At 37.0% G+C, this 19,881-nt stretch carries 20 protein-coding genes; 7 read left to right on the top strand and 13 right to left on the bottom strand.

Annotated features, from left to right (window positions below):
• Positions 1-408: 408 nt before the first annotated feature.
• The 3 genes from VXM77_RS08755 to VXM77_RS08765 all read right to left on the bottom strand — a co-directional run bounded on the left by VXM77_RS08755 (position 409) and on the right by VXM77_RS08765 (position 3,536).
• Positions 409-2,181 (bottom strand): P-loop NTPase fold protein, encoded by a 1,773-nt coding sequence (locus VXM77_RS08755; RefSeq protein WP_338506066.1) that lies wholly within the window; start codon positions 2,179-2,181, stop codon positions 409-411.
• Between the two features lie 153 nt (positions 2,182-2,334).
• Complete coding sequence (locus VXM77_RS08760) at positions 2,335-3,102, bottom strand: N-acetylmuramoyl-L-alanine amidase (RefSeq protein ID WP_338506068.1); 768 nt, start codon at positions 3,100-3,102, stop codon at positions 2,335-2,337.
• The gene (locus tag VXM77_RS08765) at positions 3,102-3,536 is read right to left on the bottom strand and encodes a phage holin family protein (RefSeq protein ID WP_338507434.1); all 435 of its coding nucleotides are present in this window, start codon (positions 3,534-3,536) and stop codon (positions 3,102-3,104) included. The genes VXM77_RS08760 and VXM77_RS08765 overlap by 1 nt, the downstream gene beginning before the upstream one ends.
• 258 nt (positions 3,537-3,794) lie before the next feature.
• Here VXM77_RS08765 and VXM77_RS08770 point away from each other — a divergent pair, with 258 nt between their 5' ends.
• Positions 3,795-4,022 (top strand): hypothetical protein, encoded by a 228-nt coding sequence (locus tag VXM77_RS08770; protein WP_338506070.1) that lies wholly within the window; start codon positions 3,795-3,797, stop codon positions 4,020-4,022.
• 213 nt (positions 4,023-4,235) lie between these two features.
• Here VXM77_RS08770 and VXM77_RS08775 read toward each other — a convergent pair whose 3' ends face one another.
• Positions 4,236-5,276 (bottom strand): hypothetical protein, encoded by a 1,041-nt coding sequence (locus VXM77_RS08775; RefSeq protein ID WP_262951191.1) that lies wholly within the window; start codon positions 5,274-5,276, stop codon positions 4,236-4,238.
• Positions 5,277-5,310: 34 nt separating this feature from the next.
• Here VXM77_RS08775 and VXM77_RS08780 point away from each other — a divergent pair, with 34 nt between their 5' ends.
• Together VXM77_RS08780 and VXM77_RS08785 are read left to right on the top strand one after the other, a co-directional pair.
• Positions 5,311-6,441: a DNA cytosine methyltransferase gene (locus VXM77_RS08780; RefSeq protein WP_262951192.1), complete on the top strand. Its 1,131-nt coding sequence runs from the start codon at positions 5,311-5,313 to the stop codon at positions 6,439-6,441.
• A gap of 290 nt (positions 6,442-6,731) precedes the next feature.
• Complete coding sequence (locus VXM77_RS08785; RefSeq protein ID WP_338506074.1) at positions 6,732-8,111, top strand: P-loop NTPase fold protein; 1,380 nt, start codon at positions 6,732-6,734, stop codon at positions 8,109-8,111.
• Between the two features lie 47 nt (positions 8,112-8,158).
• Here the strand turns inward: VXM77_RS08785 and VXM77_RS08790 are convergent, their stop codons facing one another.
• The 6 genes from VXM77_RS08790 to VXM77_RS08815 all read right to left on the bottom strand — a co-directional run bounded on the left by VXM77_RS08790 (position 8,159) and on the right by VXM77_RS08815 (position 10,966).
• Positions 8,159-8,524 carry a hypothetical protein gene (locus tag VXM77_RS08790; RefSeq protein WP_262951194.1) on the bottom strand — a complete coding sequence of 122 codons (366 nt, stop codon included), beginning with the start codon at positions 8,522-8,524 and terminating at the stop codon, positions 8,159-8,161.
• Between the two features lie 27 nt (positions 8,525-8,551).
• Positions 8,552-8,737 (bottom strand): hypothetical protein, encoded by a 186-nt coding sequence (locus tag VXM77_RS08795; protein WP_262951195.1) that lies wholly within the window; start codon positions 8,735-8,737, stop codon positions 8,552-8,554.
• 150 nt (positions 8,738-8,887) lie between these two features.
• Entirely contained in the window at positions 8,888-9,760 is an 873-nt protein-coding gene (locus tag VXM77_RS08800; protein WP_338506076.1) for a hypothetical protein, read from the bottom strand.
• A gap of 268 nt (positions 9,761-10,028) precedes the next feature.
• Positions 10,029-10,232, bottom strand: a complete 204-nt coding sequence (locus tag VXM77_RS08805; RefSeq protein WP_338506079.1) for a hypothetical protein — start codon at positions 10,230-10,232, stop codon at positions 10,029-10,031.
• An 11-nt stretch (positions 10,233-10,243) separates the two neighbouring features.
• Positions 10,244-10,564: a hypothetical protein gene (locus VXM77_RS08810; RefSeq protein WP_262951197.1), complete on the bottom strand. Its 321-nt coding sequence runs from the start codon at positions 10,562-10,564 to the stop codon at positions 10,244-10,246.
• A 153-nt stretch (positions 10,565-10,717) separates the two neighbouring features.
• Entirely contained in the window at positions 10,718-10,966 is a 249-nt protein-coding gene (locus VXM77_RS08815) for a helix-turn-helix transcriptional regulator (protein ID WP_262951198.1), read from the bottom strand.
• Between the two features lie 354 nt (positions 10,967-11,320).
• On the opposite strand from VXM77_RS08815, the gene VXM77_RS08820 reads away from it, so the two are divergent.
• From VXM77_RS08820 to VXM77_RS08830, 3 genes are all read left to right on the top strand, one after another.
• Positions 11,321-11,908 carry a LexA family transcriptional regulator gene (locus VXM77_RS08820; protein ID WP_338506081.1) on the top strand — a complete coding sequence of 196 codons (588 nt, stop codon included), beginning with the start codon at positions 11,321-11,323 and terminating at the stop codon, positions 11,906-11,908.
• Between the two features lie 485 nt (positions 11,909-12,393).
• The gene (locus tag VXM77_RS08825) at positions 12,394-13,752 is read left to right on the top strand and encodes a recombinase family protein (RefSeq protein WP_161832271.1); all 1,359 of its coding nucleotides are present in this window, start codon (positions 12,394-12,396) and stop codon (positions 13,750-13,752) included.
• A 21-nt stretch (positions 13,753-13,773) separates the two neighbouring features.
• Positions 13,774-15,105: a recombinase family protein gene (locus VXM77_RS08830; RefSeq protein WP_338506083.1), complete on the top strand. Its 1,332-nt coding sequence runs from the start codon at positions 13,774-13,776 to the stop codon at positions 15,103-15,105.
• An 82-nt stretch (positions 15,106-15,187) separates the two neighbouring features.
• Here the strand turns inward: VXM77_RS08830 and VXM77_RS08835 are convergent, their stop codons facing one another.
• The gene (locus tag VXM77_RS08835) at positions 15,188-15,892 is read right to left on the bottom strand and encodes a phospholipase D-like domain-containing protein (protein ID WP_161832273.1); all 705 of its coding nucleotides are present in this window, start codon (positions 15,890-15,892) and stop codon (positions 15,188-15,190) included.
• A 921-nt stretch (positions 15,893-16,813) separates the two neighbouring features.
• On the opposite strand from VXM77_RS08835, the gene VXM77_RS08840 reads away from it, so the two are divergent.
• Positions 16,814-17,524: a hypothetical protein gene (locus VXM77_RS08840; RefSeq protein WP_161832274.1), complete on the top strand. Its 711-nt coding sequence runs from the start codon at positions 16,814-16,816 to the stop codon at positions 17,522-17,524.
• A 272-nt stretch (positions 17,525-17,796) separates the two neighbouring features.
• Here the strand turns inward: VXM77_RS08840 and VXM77_RS08845 are convergent, their stop codons facing one another.
• Complete coding sequence (locus VXM77_RS08845; RefSeq protein ID WP_161832275.1) at positions 17,797-18,525, bottom strand: zinc metallopeptidase; 729 nt, start codon at positions 18,523-18,525, stop codon at positions 17,797-17,799.
• A gap of 100 nt (positions 18,526-18,625) precedes the next feature.
• The gene (locus VXM77_RS08850) at positions 18,626-19,876 is read right to left on the bottom strand and encodes a tetratricopeptide repeat protein (protein WP_161832276.1); all 1,251 of its coding nucleotides are present in this window, start codon (positions 19,874-19,876) and stop codon (positions 18,626-18,628) included.
• Between the last annotated feature and the right edge of the window lie 5 nt (positions 19,877-19,881).

A 19,881-nucleotide genomic window follows, 5' to 3' on the forward strand; every position in this document is an offset into this window, starting at 1 on the left:
AACACGGCAAATAGATTGGCACGCCGAACAATTTGCCTTTCTTATGCTATGTCCCGCTACTAGAGTGCTCCCCTTATCCTTACAACAATTCCTCCACTATCAAGGCACTGGCACACACCCCACGAAGTAGGTGGCCTTAAGTGACTTGATGTGGGGGATAGAGATTAAGGGCATGATGGAAGCGGGATAGATTTAGTTACGGATACTGTTGCTGTTAATAAGACGCACGACTAAATCGAACAATTAGAACGCATTAATAACCTCAGCCAACTCAAAGAATTAGCCCCCCCCACTACTGCAAAGACGCCACCAATATTGAATTTACTTTGAAGCATTTTTATGAACAATAAAAAAACAACTAAAAGGAGCCTATTAACAACAATTGCCACCTTTTGTTCTTCCCCTCTACTATTTTTTTAAAAGTTCAAGCTTATCTTCCAATATTTCTAACAGTAATTTAATATTAATTTTCTTCACAGCATCACATTTATTTTCATCCGTATTTTTCAATTTATCTATTAACTTCGTTATACTGGGAATATCATCCTTATAATATTGATTTATATTATTATAACGATAGAAATCATAAATAGAGTACCTTAGATAAGCTAAATCTTTATTTGACGCATTTAAAATGGCTTGGTATAAGTCTTCAATATTAATACCCTTCATAAAAATTCTCTCTTCCAACGGAACAGTCGTTTCTTGTACCATGTCGTATAATTTTTCTCCCCAACCAGATTCTCTTAAACATTGTTCTAACTTTACCTTTCTATCGGCATAAATAACTTCATTAACCTTTTCATTCAGACCCTTCACTAAACTTAGAGCCCTACTACCGTAATATCTGTGTCCCAATCTTTTAAAATTCAAATCATTTAATATAGATAACGGAAAGGATTCAATATTTTTTTTAATTTGATTATACACCCTATCTATATGGACACCCTCAAACCCAGCATTATACAAATCAATTATACTGTTAGCTAAACTTTGATATTGGGTCACTGTATATTCATTATTAACTAATTTATCTAAAACTTTATTCAATGCCTCATTTACTTCTACCTCTGTATATGTATACCAGTCCGCAAGTAGTGTTAAAGGGTTACCTTCGTCCTCTTGTTCCTTTAAATACAGTTCCATCCCGCTTTCAAGCCTATCCTTGTTTAAAGATCCCTCTAAAATATACCTATCTATCATACTAAACCCTAGAATTCTAGGACCGGTCATGTCATTTTCAATGAGAGGAATATTCTTATATAATTCACCTTCTTCCCAATCACCTGAATAAATACCTAATTTATATTTGATACATATCACATAGGTATATAAACGAATTTTACTAAAAAGAGCCATATTATCTTTATAATCTCCCAAATTATTGTATAGTCCCATTATTTTTTCTAAATAAAATAGATACGTTCTTATATTCGGATGCTCTAATTTTAAGGCATAATCTATATCACTGCCTATATGTTCTTTTAATAACTGCTTTAAATTTTCATCGTGTACATGAGTCTCTATTAAATTTTCATAAATATCTATTAATGATGGATTGTAACGAATAGTATGACCTACTAATTTCTCCTTAATTTTTTCATACTTATCTCTTTCTTTTTTATCATTCCCACCACATATTTCAGTCTCATTTGCAATCAAAATTACCTTTGCTCCCTGATGTTCAACAAAGTTATTGAGATAACCCATTACCTCATTAACTGGACAGGCACATCTCTCTAAATCATCAAAAATTAATACAAACTTACTGAAATCCAGATAATCCGCAATATTTATTTTGATACCATCAATATCAATATATTTTTTTAAAAGACTTTTTCCTACCCTTAAAAATCCTCCCAGTTTTTGAATACCACTTTGTGTGACTCCCTTTCTTAAGACCTTTTTATCCCCACCCCCGCTTGCCATTTCAGTTATAAAGGAAACAGTGATTTGATTCTTAATTTCTTCAATAGAGTTAATTCCATTTAACGAGACATACAATGGTCTTTTAGGTCCATGCTCTTTAATTTTCGGTATTAAAGTTGTCTTTAAAAAATAAGTTTTTCCAGTTCCCCATTTTCCGTCTATTAATAAAGCTGAATTATAAAGTTGATTGTCTAAAAATCTTTTAACAACGTCTGTAATCTCCTCTGCAGATAAAGTTTTTAATTGATCCAAAAGAAGACCTCCTTAATGAAAAACTTAAATATATAAAATTCCCTTTTATCATTCCCAATTTTTATAAATAATACACATAAATTTGAAATATCGGTCTGCATCTACCATCTGTATTTAAAGATTTATCTAATTTTTATAATATAAAAAGAGCCGTTAGGCTCTCTTTTTGACGTACTTACTATTCATGCTAATGTAGCCGGCTCCTGACTTTAACTTGCCGAGTCCGTTTTCTTCTTTAACGATTGTAAAGACTTCGCCCCGCTTCACAGTTCCAACTATTTTAGAGTTAAAGTCGGCTTTCTCTCTGATGTTTAATGAGTCACAGGTGATTTCCACTAGAAATATTTTTGTTGCAGGAGCGGGGCTTGCATTTTGTTTAAGGGCGGTTGTTCCCGCTTCAAGTGGGGCCTCAATATTCCCCTTTTTGATTTCATCTAGCACCCATTTCACACGGTACCTGAAGTTCTCCCACTTATGGTTGCCCAAAATCCGATTCGGGCACATCTTCCCACTCCAATCCTGATGCCTTTTCAGGCGTTCAATCGGCAACCCAAACTGATGCAACAGTCTCGCCACTACATAGACCGCATTTTCCTCAGCCTGCTCATACAAGAATCCATCTTCATGTAGCGGACGACAAATTTCTACACTAATGCCCTTGCGGTTTCCAAGACCATTGGAACCGTCCCCGCAAGACCAACTGTTGCGGTTAAATGGAAGCCCCTGAATGGCTTGCACCTCGTCAACAGCAAGATGATAGGAAACTTCTAAATTATTTGTCGTCATATACTTAATCTCGTTTTCCGCACTCGCCCGATTCGCGGTATCATGAACGGTAATATACTCCACCGTCATCGTGTACGGGCATTTTAAAGAATATTTATCTTTTGAAACAAGTTGCTTTCTAAATGTATAAGCCATTACTCTTCCCCCTCTAATGTGTTTCGTAATCGTTCAATAAATTTACTTATAAAGCGTGGTAAAGGTACCCCGACCTCCCCGAGATTTTCAAACAAACTAACCAACTCAAATAATCCAAAGAACCCAAGCATCACATGGCTTAATCCGATTTGAGTTTCTTCAAGTTTAAAAATAGAAAGTACATCGGTTGGGATCATTGTCACCAAATTCAATTCGACTAAAGAGTCAATCACAATGAAGACAAGTAATGCCAGTAGCACCCCCGCTTTTCGGATCAAGCCATTCGTTCCTATCGTGGAATTGACTCCCCGCCGCATCGCTACGGCTTTGAAAATTCCACTCAGAATATCGCACACCATCAAAAAGACGACTAACGTCAGTCCCGCTACTGGAACTACCACTTCATGCGAAAACACTTCAATCATCTTCGTCATAACCACTTCCCTCACCTCCTATCTTAATTAATTATAAAGCCATTTACACCCTCAACAAACCTCGGTTTAAGGGCTGTATGAAAAGAGCATGATAAGGGTTATTAAGCATGACTCCCTAGGTAAAAAATACCCTTTTCTTTTATTTCTTTCACGCTCAATCATTAAGTCAAGATACTGCTTAAATAGGTGCATTCTTTTCATGACATAGTCCTTTTCTTTTAGCATATAATTTAATAACTATAAAAAGGAGCGACGGATATGGATGAATTAGAAAATTTGATTTATCTAGATGGTTTAGATGATGCTTTAATTGGAATTGGAGAACGAATAGGAATGCCACCAACAACCATTTATGATGAGAAGAAATGTATTGAAATCTTCATGAAGCGGGATCAAATGACTTACGAAGAAGCGGTCGAATACTTTGAATTTAATGTAATTGGCGCTTATTTTGGAGATCAATCCCCCATCTTTGTCAAATCATAAATATAAAAAAAAGATTAACCTGACCTTAGTCAATGACTTGTGTCAGATTAATCTTTTTTTATTTAATTTTCAATTGCTTTAAGGAAATACCTCATAGTGTCACCTATAACAAAATATTTTTCTACCTTAATAGACATTTGTTCATATTTATTTACAAAAAGAACAAACATTAAATCACGCGATAATTGACGCGCATATGCGAGAGTGATATAATTAATTAGCAGGATCAATTAATGCGGAGATGTTTTTTATGTTACTTTGCTGAAGAATATTTAAAAAACTTTTATTACCTAAATAATCCAATACCCTTTTATAGTCTTCTAAAAAACTATCTTTCTTTAAGGAGATTGGAATTTCTCCCCACGATTGATAGGCTAAATTTTTAAAAGAGTCATTTGCATCCTCTAATATCTCTCTAATTATTAATCGGTTGTCAAATACTCTTTTAAAAATTTGTGGGAATTCTACTTCCCCTATTTTCCACTTCCCTCCTGCACTAAAGAAATCCCTAAATGAGCTACTATAGTAGTAATACGTCGTAATCAGATACTCAGCACTACGATTATAATCACTCTTTTGGGCAATTAAATCTTGCGGAAAAATTACTAGCACTTCGGCTATTCTCTTTCGCTGAATGTCCTTTTCCAATAAATTAATTGAGGTTGGTTTTATTCCTGACTGTTGCGGAACAAACCACTTAACACCCGCTGTATTAGCCTTTAGGTACTGTTGTAAAAATAAAACTTTTTCTTCCTCAGACATTTTCCTTAAAGCGCTGTACTCCTCCTCACTTTTGAAAACGCTGTTATCAGTATTCATATTAATTTTAAAACGTGGGCTATGAGTTACAGTAATTGCTGAGGTAACCTCCCAGTAAGGCCTATATCTAACCTTTATTTGTGCTGCTCCCTTGATATGACTACCAAATAAAACAAATATTTCCTCATATTCTTCATCACTTATACTCTCGAATACGGAATTACCATTTGTATCCCATGAACCATTATTCCTACTCTTTAGCTCAATACCATAGCGTCTTCCATTAAGAATTAGATCCATATCTGGAAAATGGTGTCCATAGTGAACAATTACCTCTAAGTCGTCACTTATTTCTTGACTAACTTCCTTTGCAATTTCAGGAACAAGCTCTTCAAACCCATTATTATTACCTCTACTCACAAGATATTTTGAAGGAACGGGATTAATTGCCTCTATTTTTTTCTTTATCAATTCTAATACTTCTTTAATTTCCACTTTACCAACTCCATTCTGAAAGGATAATTTTAAAATGACTACTGCTAAAACATACTATCATAAGACCTATAATACTATTAATGCTTTTCAAGTGAATGTTCCGTCCCAATCTAGACCATTAAATGTGCTCAGTTTGTTTTCTGGTGCAGGTGGCATGGATTTAGGGTTCATCGGGGGATTTGATTTTTTAGGCACAAACTATGAAAAAAATCCATTTAATATCGTATTTGCAAACGATATTTTCAAACAAGCTGCAGATGTATATGAGGACAATTTTCATCACAAAGTTGAGCGAAAAAGTATTAGTGACATAACCGCAGAAGATCTTCCACACATAGAAGTCGACATTATACTAGGAGGATTTCCTTGCCAAACCTTTAGCTATGCGGGAAAACGTGGTGGACTAAGCGATCCACGAGGTCAATTATATCTAGATATGATTCGCATAATAAACCACTATCGTCCTAAAATGTTTATTGCAGAAAATGTAGATGGAATACGAAACTCTCGAAAAAATCTAAACGGAGATGAAGTCCATACATCTGCGCTAGATATTATTCTTAAGGACTTTGATTCGGCAGGATACGATGTTCAATATCAAGTCTTAACCGCTGCAGATTACGGTGTTCCGCAAATGCGTCGTCGGGTAATTATTATGGGGATTCGCAAAGACATAGGTACCATTAACGATCAATACTATCCGCTCCCCTTATACGATGAACACGGAGAAAAAACGGGAAATAAATGGAGAACAGCCAAGGATGGAATTGACGACCTTTGGGACCAAGTTAATACCTATTCTGTCGCTAACCACACAACACGTGATATTTCAAAAGCGAAATTTTATCCCGGTAAAAAAATGCAAGGAAATAATAAAATTTCAGCTGACAAACCCTCTCCAACAATTCGTGCAGAACATCATGGAAATATTGAGGCTCACTACCGTACTCATCTAAAAGATACCGATGATATGACAGGGTGGAGACGATTAAGTGTTCGTGAATGTGCCCGCCTACAATCTTTTCCTGATTCTTATATCTTTACGGCTTCGGCCAGTTCGGCATATAAAATGATTGGAAATGCTGTTCCTCCCGTCATGGCCTGGCATCTTGCAAGGGCAGTCTATCACACATTATCAACATTAAACCAAATTGAGATCCATTAAAAAAAAGTTCTTCCCATACTTCAAATTCCTATTTTGGGTACAATAGTGGTTACTTAACTATACTACCATATTAAATTTTTAATGAATATATTATAAGAATTTAATAAATGTAGGGAGTTGAATACCAATTTTAATTATATTATAATGGTATTAAGTACCTACCTAAAAAGAGCACCTTAGAATTTAAAAAATCCTATGGTGCTCTTTTTTTTACTGAAATTCTGAGAATTATCCGTTACCACATATTAAAAGTACTAATAAATATAGAATAATAAGGAGTGAATAAGCGAATGAGAGAAAAGGTTTTGACCTCATTTGAAGAAGATTTATTAAACAGAGAAATTGTCGCAGAAAATTTGATGCAAGTTATTGAGAATCAAAATGATTCCCTTGTTATTTCCATTGATTCGCCATGGGGAACCGGTAAAACATCTTTTGTGCTTATGTGGCAGAATATGTTGAAAATCAAATACACTGATACATATGAACCCATTTACTTCAATGCATGGATAAATGATTACAATAGCGAACCCCTCGTAGATATCTTTTTAACCCTACTGAATCATATTGAGGAGAGCAATTCTCCCTTCAAAAATACAATGGAAGAATTATCTTATGGCATCGTTGAAGGTGCAAAAATTGGAAGTAATATTGCTCTCAAAATATGTAGTCAGGGAACTCTTAATCTGGATGACTTTTTAGTAAACCTTGAAGATGATAAAACATTTAGGGACATCAAACGAAAAATAAATACAATGCAAATAAAGGAAATAATTGAGCAGAAAAAATTTCGTCAAAAATTAAAAACTACGATGGCCGAATACCAAAAACAGTTGAGAAAAAAAATTATTATATTTGTCGACGAATTAGATCGTTGTCGCCCTACTTATACCATTGAATTATTAGAAGTAATAAAACATATATTTGACGTTGAGGGGTTTATATTTATTTTATCTATAGATAAAGAGCAGCTTTCTCATACTATTTCTAATCGATATGGATACAAAAGTGATAGCGTTGCCTATCTCAGACGAATATTTGATATAGAATTTAGACTTCCCCACCCTAACTTACAAAATTATTGGGAGTTAAAGAGTAGTACCCTCTTTTCGTCCTATAAAAATACCAAAGACTTTTCATTTATATTGGGTAAACTGATTCGTGTATACGATTATTCCTTAAGAGATGTAGATAGACTATATACTTATCTAAGCTTCCTTCTTCCCCTCATTCCAAACTTTAATCCATCAAATAAATTTTTTAGTCCACTTTATACAACAACATCCTCTTACCTATACGCAATCCTCATTATACTTAAATTTAAAGACCCTGGACTTTATAATCAAATTCTCGCCCGCAATTACACCACCGAAGATATATTAAAAAGGATTAAATCAATCAATACTTCCGATCGAAACGAATCTAAGCGTTTGAGCGAAAACAAACAACGAGTGATTACTCAAGCACTAGAAAAATATTTAAATCTTAATCTCGTTGCCGATAGTTCCTATGGTTTAACTTACGCTGACGATAAGCCTGAATTTACCGTCATACCGATTGATGAGAACGGTAAACCAATATCCACAGATTGCCTATCATTAATTGCTTTTTTCATAGAAAACAACATCCAGCATAAATTAGAATTTGCTGACAATTTTGTCCTAGACTAATTTTTTATTTATCTACCACGAGCAAGTATCCCTTGCTCTTTTTTTATTTACCTTGCCCCCTTATCGTATTTAATCTTCCAGTAATCCTTAAAACTTCTCACATAATACGGAATCTGATGCCTATTCAGATACTCCTCAATCTCATTCAACTGGCAAGCGTTATAGCAATAGATATCTCCTCTCCTCTCATGTTGAATACAAATTGATTCCTGCGTGAAAAAAGACATATCCGTATCAACCCGCTTCGGGCGTTCATTCTCAATGCCTAATGTATTAAAAACTTTTTGGATAGACCGATTACGGGTGATGGTTCCATTTTTTAATCGAACTAAGGTGTAATAGTCTAAACCGTATAATCTTGAAAACTCCCTCACACTCAAACAATTTTTCTTCAAATACTCTTCAAAATCCATATCTATCCCTCCATATAGAAATGATATTTAATGAGGTTTGTTACTTTGAGACGTCACACGTTCTTGCAATCTATCACAATACCGTGCACAGAAATCCGCACGATTCCGTTGCTCCATCGCAATTAATTCATTATCTTTTAATAGTTTCAAAATCCGTGACGTCTCCGCTAAAATCTCTAAATCAAATGTCGTTAATAGTTCTAAATATGTCATAGAAAACTCCCCCTCTAATTTTTTCAATCTAGTTTCACTTAGCAACTCATTGGTAAAGTTCCATCCCTCTTTGTGTTTAAAAACACTGCAAGGGCTTCTCACTTTCTGCATGAGTTAACCGCTAAGTTCAACCTTTTATTTGTCATACTCCTATCTCCTTATCCTTTGTTTTTTACTTTGCATTCTGGCATAGATATAAAATAATCCATTCCAGTCGTTGTAACGAATTTCAACTTCTTTAAATTGATATTGCGGGTATTCACGCTCTAACCGTTCACCAATGAAATCTTGATTTAAGACCATATCCATGACTTTTTTCCTGCTTAACTTCGTCCGATTCTTGGATGGTTTGGGTAAGACAAGATTCCCTTTGCTAGAACCCCACCGTTTCTTCCCTTTCAAGCGAATGTTCTTTCTCTCTTTAACCATGTACTCACAAATTCCGATAAAGTTTTCATCCTTGTAATAATTTAATGTTTGGATATGAGAAAATCCGAGTCCCCACTTTAACTCCATTTCTTGTTTACTTAGGCCATTATCCATCACTAAATGAAGATGCAGCCTTTCTGCTTCCTCAATGATATAAACATACTTCGCATTCTCTAACCCTTTTTTCTTTCTTGCTCGATTAATTCGTCTAAAAAAGTTTTTGCATAATTTCTCTGCCGTCTCCAAATCCTTCGGATCTTCTGCGAAAGTAAACGTACACCAATAATCACCGGGATAAAAATTTTCATGAATTAATCGAAATAATTTTTTCTTCGCATGACGATCATTCAGATTCTTCTGACATTCACGACTTTCCCGCTTCTTCTCCTTGTGCCTCCTAATCATGTCAGGGATTTGATGACGAAAAGACGGATAAATCTCTACTTCAAATTGATTTCCTGATTTAATCGTAGCCGTTGTATAAGCTACGCCCCGTTGGGGCCTCACCACCTCCTCCAACAACTCACCCGTACTTAAATCCAACTGCTTGTCATATATCCGCTCATAATCATAATCATCAAAAACCCGCTTCATCTCCCAAACCCCATTCCCATTTTGTTCACTCAACTTTTTGGTAATCTAGTTTCGAAGTGCAAAATCTCTATGAAGGTTTGAAATGGTCTATGACTTTCTTTGAAGTCTTCGCCATTTCTACATCCCCTACGAGATTTAACCCGCACCTCTCAACTTTTTGTACGACTTGTTAATACCGTATACAAGCCCGTTAAGGGGAGGCACCCCCACATAATTTTTAGTAAAAGAAAAATGAAGTTTGTCACGACTTCATTTTTTTAGGTATGTTCTAACTTGTTATTTTCACGACCCAATCGACGACGGTTCTCACCGACGCGTCCTGTTTCATCACAATTTTTGAACCATCGGAGACGGCCCCAATCCAACACGGATCACGGTACTCAAGCGTACCGACCTGTTGCCTTCCTTTCATCACCTTATATCCTGTCGCACGACCACACCGATTGACCTCATACACCTGAAACCACACCATTTAATTCCCCCTTAAACAGCCATTTTTGATAGCTTATGTTGTGACATGAGTGCCTGGCATTTATGACATCGAATCTGCTTAATAGCAAATCCTGAGTTAAATGAAAAACCGCACGCACAATAATACTCATAATCAAGCGGCAAATTTTTCACCCCACTGATCCGGGTTCTAGCCCGCATCTGCTCATCAAAGTACCATAACACTTCCAATCCCTCTTCAAACGTCTGAAAATCTAACGTCTTCATTGACTTTTTTGACTCTACCGATGAGAAGCCATAACTCCCAAGCAAATTTGAAAACTCCAAAACCCCAAGTGGCGTATTAATCTTCATAAACATCCCCCTAATTTTTTCTTAATGTTGAATAAAATCACATTTATTGTGAAAAATAAGATTGTTATGTGATTATAATCCTCATAACAATCAAAAACACCGAAATTGAAAGACCTAGACCCCTCTAAAATGTTGAATAAAATCACTACTATCCTAAAAAAAAGAAGTCTTTTTTAAATGGGAGAGGCTAAAGATAGCCTCTTCTGGAAAAAATACGTTCGTTATTTCATAGGGTCTCAACTTTAATAAATCCGCCATTGCTAGAATATCTTGATTTGATAAACGCTCTGGATACTTGATTCGAGAACAAATATAACTCTTTTTCACGCCTAAGGCGTGTGCAAACTGTTCAAGTGTTAATCCCCTTAATTCCATATACTCCTTCAACAATGTAATATCCATTATCTAATCCCCTTTCATCCCTTCCATTTAGCAAGTCATCCCCTGATGTTGACTTGGCTCACCCCTATGATACAACACTCTTCGTCTTCTTCACAATTATAAACCGCTAACATTTACAATTAGCTCCCTTAGTTTAGCCAAATTAACCAAATATTTTATGAAATTAACCTCCTTTTCGACACAAAACCCATTTTGTGTGATTTGAGGAGTAAAATCCCCTTCTGTTTGTTAAGATTTGTTTGTATTTGTCGAAAATCTACAAAAAGTAGCGAGTGAGTGAGTTATGTTATTCGTGATTCTACCGACCTATAGTATGATAGACGTAGACAAACAAATTAAAGGATGGATTAGACTATGGAAATGAAAGATATTATTAAAACTCGTCGTCTCGAACTCGGACTCACGCAACAAGAGCTCGCGGATCGCTGCCACGCCGATCGCTCAACCGTCGGAAAATGGGAGTCGGGCGACATTGTCAATATTAAGCGAGATAAACTAAGGCTCCTGGCGAGTGTCCTTCAGGTCTCACACCTCGCATTACTCGGGGCCGAAGAATACGTTCCAACACAAAAAGATAAAATCATTATTTATGATGCCATTTATGGTGACAAATTAGGAAATCCAATTGATGACCTTAAAAATCCCTATCCTGAACAGGTAGGAAATTACTTCGGTATCAAAGTCGAACACCCTACCTTCCCGGATAATGGTTGCTATGTCATCTTTAATAAAGATCAAAAAGTCCAATCAGGCGATATTGTTGCCGTCTCATTAAATGCCGAACAAGCGATCGTTCGAAAACTTTACCTCGTCGACAAGGACATCATCACTTTACGACCGGTTCTTGGCGATGGTGAACTCATTAACCTTGTTGGAAACGACGTTAAAAACATGAACGTCCTCGGTAAATATAGCTTTACGATCACCCCCTTCATCAAGTAGGCGACCGGTGACTAAAGCCCTACCAAAGGAGGAAACATTTACTCCGTAAATGGCAGGTAACCCAAGCCCTACCAAAGGAGGAAACCTTTACTCCGTAAATGGCAGGTGACCCAAGCCCTACCAAAGGAGGAGACATTTACTCCGTAAATGGCAGGTGACCCAAGCCCTTCCAAAGGAGGAGACATTTACTCCGTAAATGGCAGGTAACTCATTCAACCTTATACGCAATCTAGTTTCGAGGTGCAAAATCTCTATGAAGATTTGAAATGGTCTATGACTTTCTTTGAAGTCTTCGCCATTTCTACATCCCCTACGAGATTTCCCCCGCACCTTTCAACCTTTTATGCAGTCTAGTTTCACCGAGCAAAATTCCTATGTAGTCTCAAACAACTCTGGGATTCTAAAAGCGAATCCGACGGTTGTTTTTGCGACCACTACGAACTTTTAACCGCTCGGTTCAACCTTATATAGGAGGTGTCATTATTATGAAAGTTGCTCTTTATGCCCGCGTTTCGACTGAGAAGCAGATTGAGAATTATAGTATTCCCGTCCAAAAGGAGCGGATTTATGCTCTTTGCAAATCAAAAGGCTGGACGGATGTCGTCGAGTACATTGACGGGGGATACAGTGGTTCAAACCTAAATCGTCCCGCTTTAATCAAACTGCAAGAAGATATTGAACAAGGTCTTATCAACGCCGTGGTTGTCTATCGCCTCGATCGTCTGAGTCGTTCCCAACGGGATACGATTTACCTGATTGAAGATAAATTTCTTCCCCACAACGTCGAATTCATCTCCATTAGTGAGACTATCGACACAAGCACGCCTTTTGGTCGCGCCATGATTGGAATCATGTCCGTGTTCGCCCAACTTGAACGGGAAACCATCACCGAGCGTCTCAAATCAGGACGTCTCAAAATGGTCAAAGACGAAGGACTTTGGGCGGGCGGAGCTGCTACTACCCCCTATGGCTATACACGCCTCGAACGTGGCCAACTCGTCGTCAACGAAAATGAACGTCACCACGTCCGTCGCATCTTTGAGGAATATGTCTCCCTTAAATCCTACATCAAAGTCCAACAAAAGTTAGAAAAGGAAGGATTTAAGCCGATTCCTAAACACCGAATTCTCACGCTCCTTAAAAATCGCCTATACCTTGGCGAAGTCTCATTCGCAGGTGAATGGCATAAAGGTTCACACGAGGCCCTGATTACCGAAGACCTCTTCAATGCCGTCCAAACCGTCTTCGAACAAAGCACTCGTAAAAACTTTGGTAAAATCAAAAACAACGTCTTCCGACGAAAAATCATCTGTGGTGAATGCGGCGAAACTTACCTATCCTATATGAACCGCGAGAAAAAAAGCGGGAACAAATACTACTACATGATTTGTAAAAATCGCAAAGTTGCCCCTGAGGGTGGCTGTAAATGTACTAATCGAAATCTTCGAAGAACCACTTTAGAGAAGGAGATCTTTACACGCATCATGAACCTTGAGGCAGGTGATTACCAAGCCCCTCCTCAAACGAAAAAGCCCGAGGACATTCAACCACAACTTGAAAAACTTGATAACAAGATTAGCAAGCTTATCGACCTCTACCTCGAATCTGGACTCTCCAAAGAGCATTATGAGACAAAACTCGCCGACTACAACAAACAAAAAGAGGAACTCCTTTCAAAGTCGAAGGAATCTAACTATGAACAAACCGCCATGGAACAAATGATTCAAGACGGCATCCCTAATCTATTCGAGTGCGACCTCGAAACCCAGACTTCCATCATTGATTTATTTATTGACCACATCATCGTTCACCCGACCGATTTAGAAATCATTTGGAAAAAATAACGTCACACCCAGGAGGCCCTTATGAACGTTGCCCTATATTTACGCGTCTCTACCGAACAACAAATCGAAAAATATGGACTCGACGTCCAACACGAAAAACTTCGATCCTACTGTCAGGCGAGAGGATGGACCCACGTCACTGACTATATCGATGGTGGATACAGTGGTTCGAACTTGAACCGTCCCGCTTTACAACAGCTCATTAAAGACATTCAAGCTAAAAAAATTGACCTCGTCCTTGTCTACCGCCTCGACCGATTGAGTCGTTCCCAACGTGATACCCTCTCCCTCATCGAAGAACTTTTTCTTCCCCATCACGTCGAATTCATCTCCCTCAGTGAAACCATTGATACCCAAACCCCATTCGGGCGGGCGGCGATTGGAATCCTTTCTACCTTCGCTCAACTCGAACGTGAAAACATCAAAGAACGCCTCTACACATGCCATCAAAAAATGGTACAAGAAGAAGGACTTTGGGCTGGTGGCGCAGGCACTACCCCCTATGGCTATACCCGACTTGCCCGCGGCCAACTCGTTGTCAATGAATCAGAACGTCACCACGTCCAACGTATTTTCGAATCCTATCTCGAACTCAAATCCGTAGCCCGAGTCAATAAACAGCTCCAAGCCGAAGGCTTTAAAAAACTTAGATATCAACGACTATCTAACATCCTAAAAAGTCGTCTCTACCTCGGCGAAGTCTCTTTTGCGGGCGAATGGCACAAAGGCTCACACGAGGCCCTCATCACAGAAGAGCTCTTCGATGCTGTCCAACAAGCCCGACAAGAAATCACCAATCCCAATAGGATGGGCCCAAAAAACAAAACCTTCACCGGACTCATCACCTGCGGTCACTGCGGAGCCGTTTACAAAGTGTATAATCGCCGCATCACCAAAGCAGACGGGGAAAAGGCCTATGAAAGCTACTACATGTGCGAAAATAGAAAACTTCCCAAAACCCATCCACAAAAATGCTATAACAGTAGGATTACCCGAGAGGCCCTCGAACAACAAGTCATGGCACAAATCAAACACCTTCAACAACTTAACCAGAAAAAATATAAAACTGATCTCGTTGCCTTTAAGCGAAAACTCAAAACCATTGACCAAAAAACAAGTAAACTCATCGACCTCTACACCGATGGCCAACTCACCAAAAAAACTTTCCAACAAAAACTAAATGCCCTCACCGAACAAAAACAAACTCTCCTCCAAAAAATTAGCGAAACTGAGGCCAAACAAAAAGCACCCTCAGCCGAAGAAAATTCCACCACCCTTGATTCCCTGGTTAAACACCTCATCAAAAACATCACCATTATCGATAACACCCTCGACATCACCTGGAATAACTAAACAAAGCGTTCATCTCCCATGAACGTTTTTTTAGTTTCGTCATAAAAAAAAGACCTCCCACCGAAGCCATATAAATAAACATTTATAAATTTAGGTTTTCAGATAGAACAGTTGTAGCCGCAATAACTAATGCTTTACTCTCTCCCTTTTCACGTAAACGACGCAGACGTTCCATCGCAAGTTGTTGCATCGAATTAGGTTGAGGAATTTCACTTTTGGCGACGTGGTCTATCTCCATCACATTTTCTTTTTTAAATAGTTGATATTTTTGATAGCTTTGTCGATATTTTTCAAGCTTTTCCTCAGTTAAAATCCCCGCACGTTCCCAGAGCGTTTGGTAATCTGCTAATATTTCCTTTACCATCGCATCCTCAACAGATTTGATTAATTTAACGTTCCATTCAATATTTTGCCTTAATGCACTCGGTGTTAAATTAGACGATCCAATATATACCTCCACCCAATTCCCTCTCATGAAAAGATAACCTTTGGCATGCAAACCTCCCTCTATAGGCTCATCATATAATCGGACTTCAATATTTTTAAAACTCTGTAATTTTTCAATCGCTTTTGGTTCTGAAAATTGCTGGTAAGTAGAGGTCAAAATTTTCCCGTGAACTCCACGTTCCTTTAATTCATTTAACTTCTGTACCAATAATTGCACCCCACCAAATGTCATAAAGGCCACCGTGAAATAAAATTTCTCGCACTCTTCAAGCGACATCAGCAAATCGCTTAAAACATTTTGTGAGCCGTGATTTCGGATAAAGGTAGTTTCTTGTTCCATTTATCATATCATTCCTTTTTTATTATTAAATTATTATTATTTTACCACAACTATCTTAGATTTAACCCTATTCCTCCTAAAAGATAACGTTCCACCATCCAAAGCATTGTTATTTAAAGAGCCACTTATCTATCTAAGCATACGGTCGAACTCTTTCGCGGTGAACGCCGTCCTCGCCTCAGGTTTAGTTATAAAAATTACCCGCCAGCCCAGCTAGCTAAAGATCCCAAACATATAATTTAATAAAAAGATTTAAAGCCGTGAATATTTCTTACTTATTTTGCCAATAACAGAAGTGTAAGTGATAAGCTTACACTCCCTAAAATATTTTTCACATATAACTCTTCCTAAATTTATTAAATTTGAAAAAGCGTTCATCCCCCCCATGAACGCTTTTTCAATTTAAGGAGTTTTGATTTTCTAACCCTTTTGAATATTTTTTTTATTTCTTTATTTGTCTGAATATTTTTTTGATTATTGTCCATATTATAAGGGTAAGTTTTAAACTTACTCCCCCCCTAAAAACTTCATATTACTCTCTCCTAAAAAAACGTTCGTCCCCCCGAACGTTTTTTTTTATAAATTTTAATGAAGGACTGAATAAAAATTGATTAATTAGTCCATAACTTAAGTGTAGGGAAAGCAGCTAGATAGAACAGAATAATTAACTCCCTATAAGTGGAGACAACAACTTCGTTGATTGACATCCTAGATTCTCCACTTATTGAGTTTGAGAAACTTCCACCAAAACTCCTTCTTTAATAAAAAATAATATCTTTCATTAAACAACTGGATTTTCTTCCCTGAAACCAGTTGTTTTTTAATTTTTATTCTAGCCCCCTCTTTTAAAAGGACCCCCATTATGCTATTAATAGATCATTCTAATCCATTTAAAAGAGAATAAATAAGGAGGTTCCTTAGATGCAACAAATTTTAAATACCCCGTTTGTGACGCGGGCATCGGATTCCCCTGAATTTGAGGGGCATTCCTTTATGCTCACTGTCTCAGAATGCGATCACTGTAAAACGTTATTACTAGAATCCAACATGATTGGTATTTTCGAATTTATCACTCAAAAAATCGAAATAAAAGATTCGCCCGCTAACTTTATGATGAAGAAGTATCTTATTTTAGAGAATGGAATGGCTATCGATCAAAAGGTTACATTCGGACGGATGATCCATTACGGCATGCTAGAGTTTAATGTCAATGGTAATTATGAGGATCCTCCCGCCCTTTTATTTCAAAGGGCCAATTGTGACTATCTTTCTCTTTATGATCTCATCCAAACCCATGAATCTTTTATTGGCGAGATGCGGCAAAATGTTAAATCAATTGAAGGATCTAATTGTTACATTCAGCAACTTGAACCAGAACAAGAAAATGAGAATGAATTTCTTGAAGGAATGATGATTAAAAAAGAGTTGATTCCCATCATCGATAAACACGACACCAAATATATCGAAATTATATCCTATGAAAAGCGCTATGTTCGGTTTAAAAACAAATTTTGTTATACGACCGTTTATTTCTTAAAACATCATCATTTAACAGCGGTTAAGTCCCCCGCCTTCATCACATCAGATGTTTATTTGTTAACACATCATCAATTCAGTCAGATAGTCATCTGATTAAGTTATCCATTTCACCTAATTTTAAGATCATTCCATCACAATTAAGATAAAAATCGACATATTTTATCAAAAAATGGTGAAAAATGTTTGATTTTAATAAAATATGTGATATAATTAAATCATTCCAAAAGAAGAATTCCATTCTTCTTCTGTTTCTATAAAATATGCTACTTTAAAAAAAGACATCCTCCCCCTAATGATGTCTTTTTTTATATTTTCAGGAATGAATACGAAAAAAGGAGATTGACTTAATAGTCAATCTCCTTTTTTTAGTCATTTTGACGTGAATTAAAAATCATAATTAAACGTAATAACTCCGCAACGGCCACCACTGCTCCTGCAACATAAGTTAATGCTGCTGCCGTTAACACTTTTCGTGCCCCCGCTTTTTCTTCTCCGCTATATAAAATATTCATCTCTGAAAGCTGGTTTAAAGCGCGTGCCGAAGCATTAAATTCAACGGGCAACGTAACCAACTGAAATAAGACGGTAATCCCAACGAGGATAATCCCTAATAATAGAAATTGAGATCCACCGAAAATAAATCCTAATACAATGGCTAAATATCCAAATTTATTAGCAAAATTCACAATAGGAAACATTGCCGAACGGATTTGCAAAGGAGCATAGGCATTCGCATGCTGAATCGCATGACCACATTCATGGGCCGCTACCGCTAAGGCTGCAAGCGATGTTCCGTAGTAAATATCATGAGATAAGCGAACCGTTTTATGTGTCGGATCATAATGATCACTCAGGCGTCCTCCAACTTCTGTTAAATGAACGTCCGTTAATCCATTACGATCTAGAATACGACGAGCCACATCTGCTCCCGTTAACCCAGATGAAGCACGGACACGTAAATATTGATTAAATGTTGATGATAAATACGCCTGCGCTAACATCGGAACTAATAAAGCAATTAATAAATAAATCCAATACGATGAATGCGAACTCATCCCGTATCCACCGTAATAACCTCCATAATATAAGAACATTGTTCAATCACCTCTACTCGATTAACACTAAACTTATTATACACCATTTAAAAGTTAATCTTTAAAGACTAGGAAATCTTTTTTGAGTTTTATACAATTGTTACATCAAATTCTCTAATAACTCTCGTGCTGGTGCTAATGTGGCATCCAGACGTAAAATAGTTTCTAAGTGAGTTACTGCCTCGCTTTGGCGCCCTTCCTCAATTAAAAACTGAGCATAATCGAATAAAAAGTCAGGATTGTCTTTATAATTCATCCATGCCTTTTCAAAAGAAGCCGCCGCTTGATCATAGTCTTCTAACTCTAAAAAGGCGATAGCTAAATCCCATTCAAAATGATCATCAAATAGTCCATTTTCCTCATAATGGTGAACATTATGGACCACTTCCTCATAGTCGTGAAGGGCTAAACAGATACGATTTCCTCTTAAAGCAGCCTCGACATCTTCAGGATCTAAATTTAATGTTTCATAGTATGCATCACGCGCTCCTTCTAAATCCTTTAATTGTTCAAGCGCTTCTCCTTTTAAAAAGTAGAGTTCGGCATTAAACTCATTATGTTTAATTCCCTCCTGAATCACTTCAAGGGCCCGATTCGCCTCTTCTTCCTTTAAATATATCTTACCGAGTAATGGGTAAATCGTGTCATAGCTAGGATCAAGTTCTTTGAGCTCATTAAACGTGCGCTTAGCTAATGAATAGTCTCCTACTTGATACGCAAGAAATCCTTTGTTAAATAATTGATCTGTATTTAATTTTCCAAAGTACTTTTCTGATAAGTTAAATTGTTGAAGTGCCTGTTCAAACTCACCGATATGACTATAACATGTTGCTAATCGATCATAGACGTTAACCTCTGCATTTAAGGCACATTCAATCAAATCTAAGTATAAATCTAACGCTTGTTCAAAAGCCCCAATATGATAGTAAAATTCAGCATACGCTAAGTGAATTAAATCATTCTTAGGTTCTAGGGCAAGCGCCTTTTTTAATTTATCTTCAGCAACTTCAAATAGTCCCTGAGCGATATACATGTCGGCCTCTAATAATAATACACTAACATTTGTTTCTTCGTCGCTTCCAGATAAAAGCTCTAACGCTTTTTCATCTTCTGCTAAGTCTAAATATAAGTCCGCTAAAAAGGTTTTTAAGTTCACCTCATTAGGATATTTAGCGAGCAACGGTTCAACGAGTTCAATGGCCTTTGAAACATGAGAAATAGCAGCAAAAATTTGTGCAATAATAAAAATTTCATCGTCCGTTGCATCAAATGCAAAATGTTGCATTTTCTCAATGATATCCTCTGTTAATTGTCCTTGTTCGTATTTTTCAATAAAATATTCAATTGCCATTTTAA

Source organism: Turicibacter sp. KK003, from assembly GCF_037014675.1.
Lineage (GTDB): Bacteria > Bacillota_I > Bacilli_A > MOL361 > Turicibacteraceae > Turicibacter > Turicibacter faecis.

Bases quoted from the DNA above. Each gene is read 5' to 3' on its own strand.
- VXM77_RS08840 (WP_161832274.1), top strand. From the start codon at position 16,814: ATGCAACAAATTTTAAATACCCCGTTTGTGACGCGGGCATCGGATTCC.
- VXM77_RS08815 (WP_262951198.1), bottom strand. From the start codon at position 10,966: ATGGATATTACATTGTTGAAGGAGTATATGGAATTAAGGGGATTAACA.
- VXM77_RS08850 (WP_161832276.1), bottom strand. From the start codon at position 19,876: ATGGCAATTGAATATTTTATTGAAAAATACGAACAAGGACAATTAACA.
- VXM77_RS08830 (WP_338506083.1), top strand. From the start codon at position 13,774: ATGAACGTTGCCCTATATTTACGCGTCTCTACCGAACAACAAATCGAA.
- VXM77_RS08845 (WP_161832275.1), bottom strand. From the start codon at position 18,525: ATGTTCTTATATTATGGAGGTTATTACGGTGGATACGGGATGAGTTCG.
- VXM77_RS08805 (WP_338506079.1), bottom strand. From the start codon at position 10,232: ATGGTGTGGTTTCAGGTGTATGAGGTCAATCGGTGTGGTCGTGCGACA.
- VXM77_RS08770 (WP_338506070.1), top strand. From the start codon at position 3,795: ATGGATGAATTAGAAAATTTGATTTATCTAGATGGTTTAGATGATGCT.
- VXM77_RS08760 (WP_338506068.1), bottom strand. From the start codon at position 3,102: ATGGCTTATACATTTAGAAAGCAACTTGTTTCAAAAGATAAATATTCT.
- VXM77_RS08785 (WP_338506074.1), top strand. From the start codon at position 6,732: ATGAGAGAAAAGGTTTTGACCTCATTTGAAGAAGATTTATTAAACAGA.
- VXM77_RS08835 (WP_161832273.1), bottom strand. From the start codon at position 15,892: ATGGAACAAGAAACTACCTTTATCCGAAATCACGGCTCACAAAATGTT.
- VXM77_RS08790 (WP_262951194.1), bottom strand. From the start codon at position 8,524: ATGGATTTTGAAGAGTATTTGAAGAAAAATTGTTTGAGTGTGAGGGAG.
- VXM77_RS08780 (WP_262951192.1), top strand. From the start codon at position 5,311: ATGACTACTGCTAAAACATACTATCATAAGACCTATAATACTATTAAT.
- VXM77_RS08810 (WP_262951197.1), bottom strand. From the start codon at position 10,564: ATGAAGATTAATACGCCACTTGGGGTTTTGGAGTTTTCAAATTTGCTT.
- VXM77_RS08795 (WP_262951195.1), bottom strand. From the start codon at position 8,737: ATGACATATTTAGAACTATTAACGACATTTGATTTAGAGATTTTAGCG.
- VXM77_RS08820 (WP_338506081.1), top strand. From the start codon at position 11,321: ATGGAAATGAAAGATATTATTAAAACTCGTCGTCTCGAACTCGGACTC.
- VXM77_RS08800 (WP_338506076.1), bottom strand. From the start codon at position 9,760: ATGAAGCGGGTTTTTGATGATTATGATTATGAGCGGATATATGACAAG.
- VXM77_RS08825 (WP_161832271.1), top strand. From the start codon at position 12,394: ATGAAAGTTGCTCTTTATGCCCGCGTTTCGACTGAGAAGCAGATTGAG.
- VXM77_RS08765 (WP_338507434.1), bottom strand. From the start codon at position 3,536: ATGACGAAGATGATTGAAGTGTTTTCGCATGAAGTGGTAGTTCCAGTA.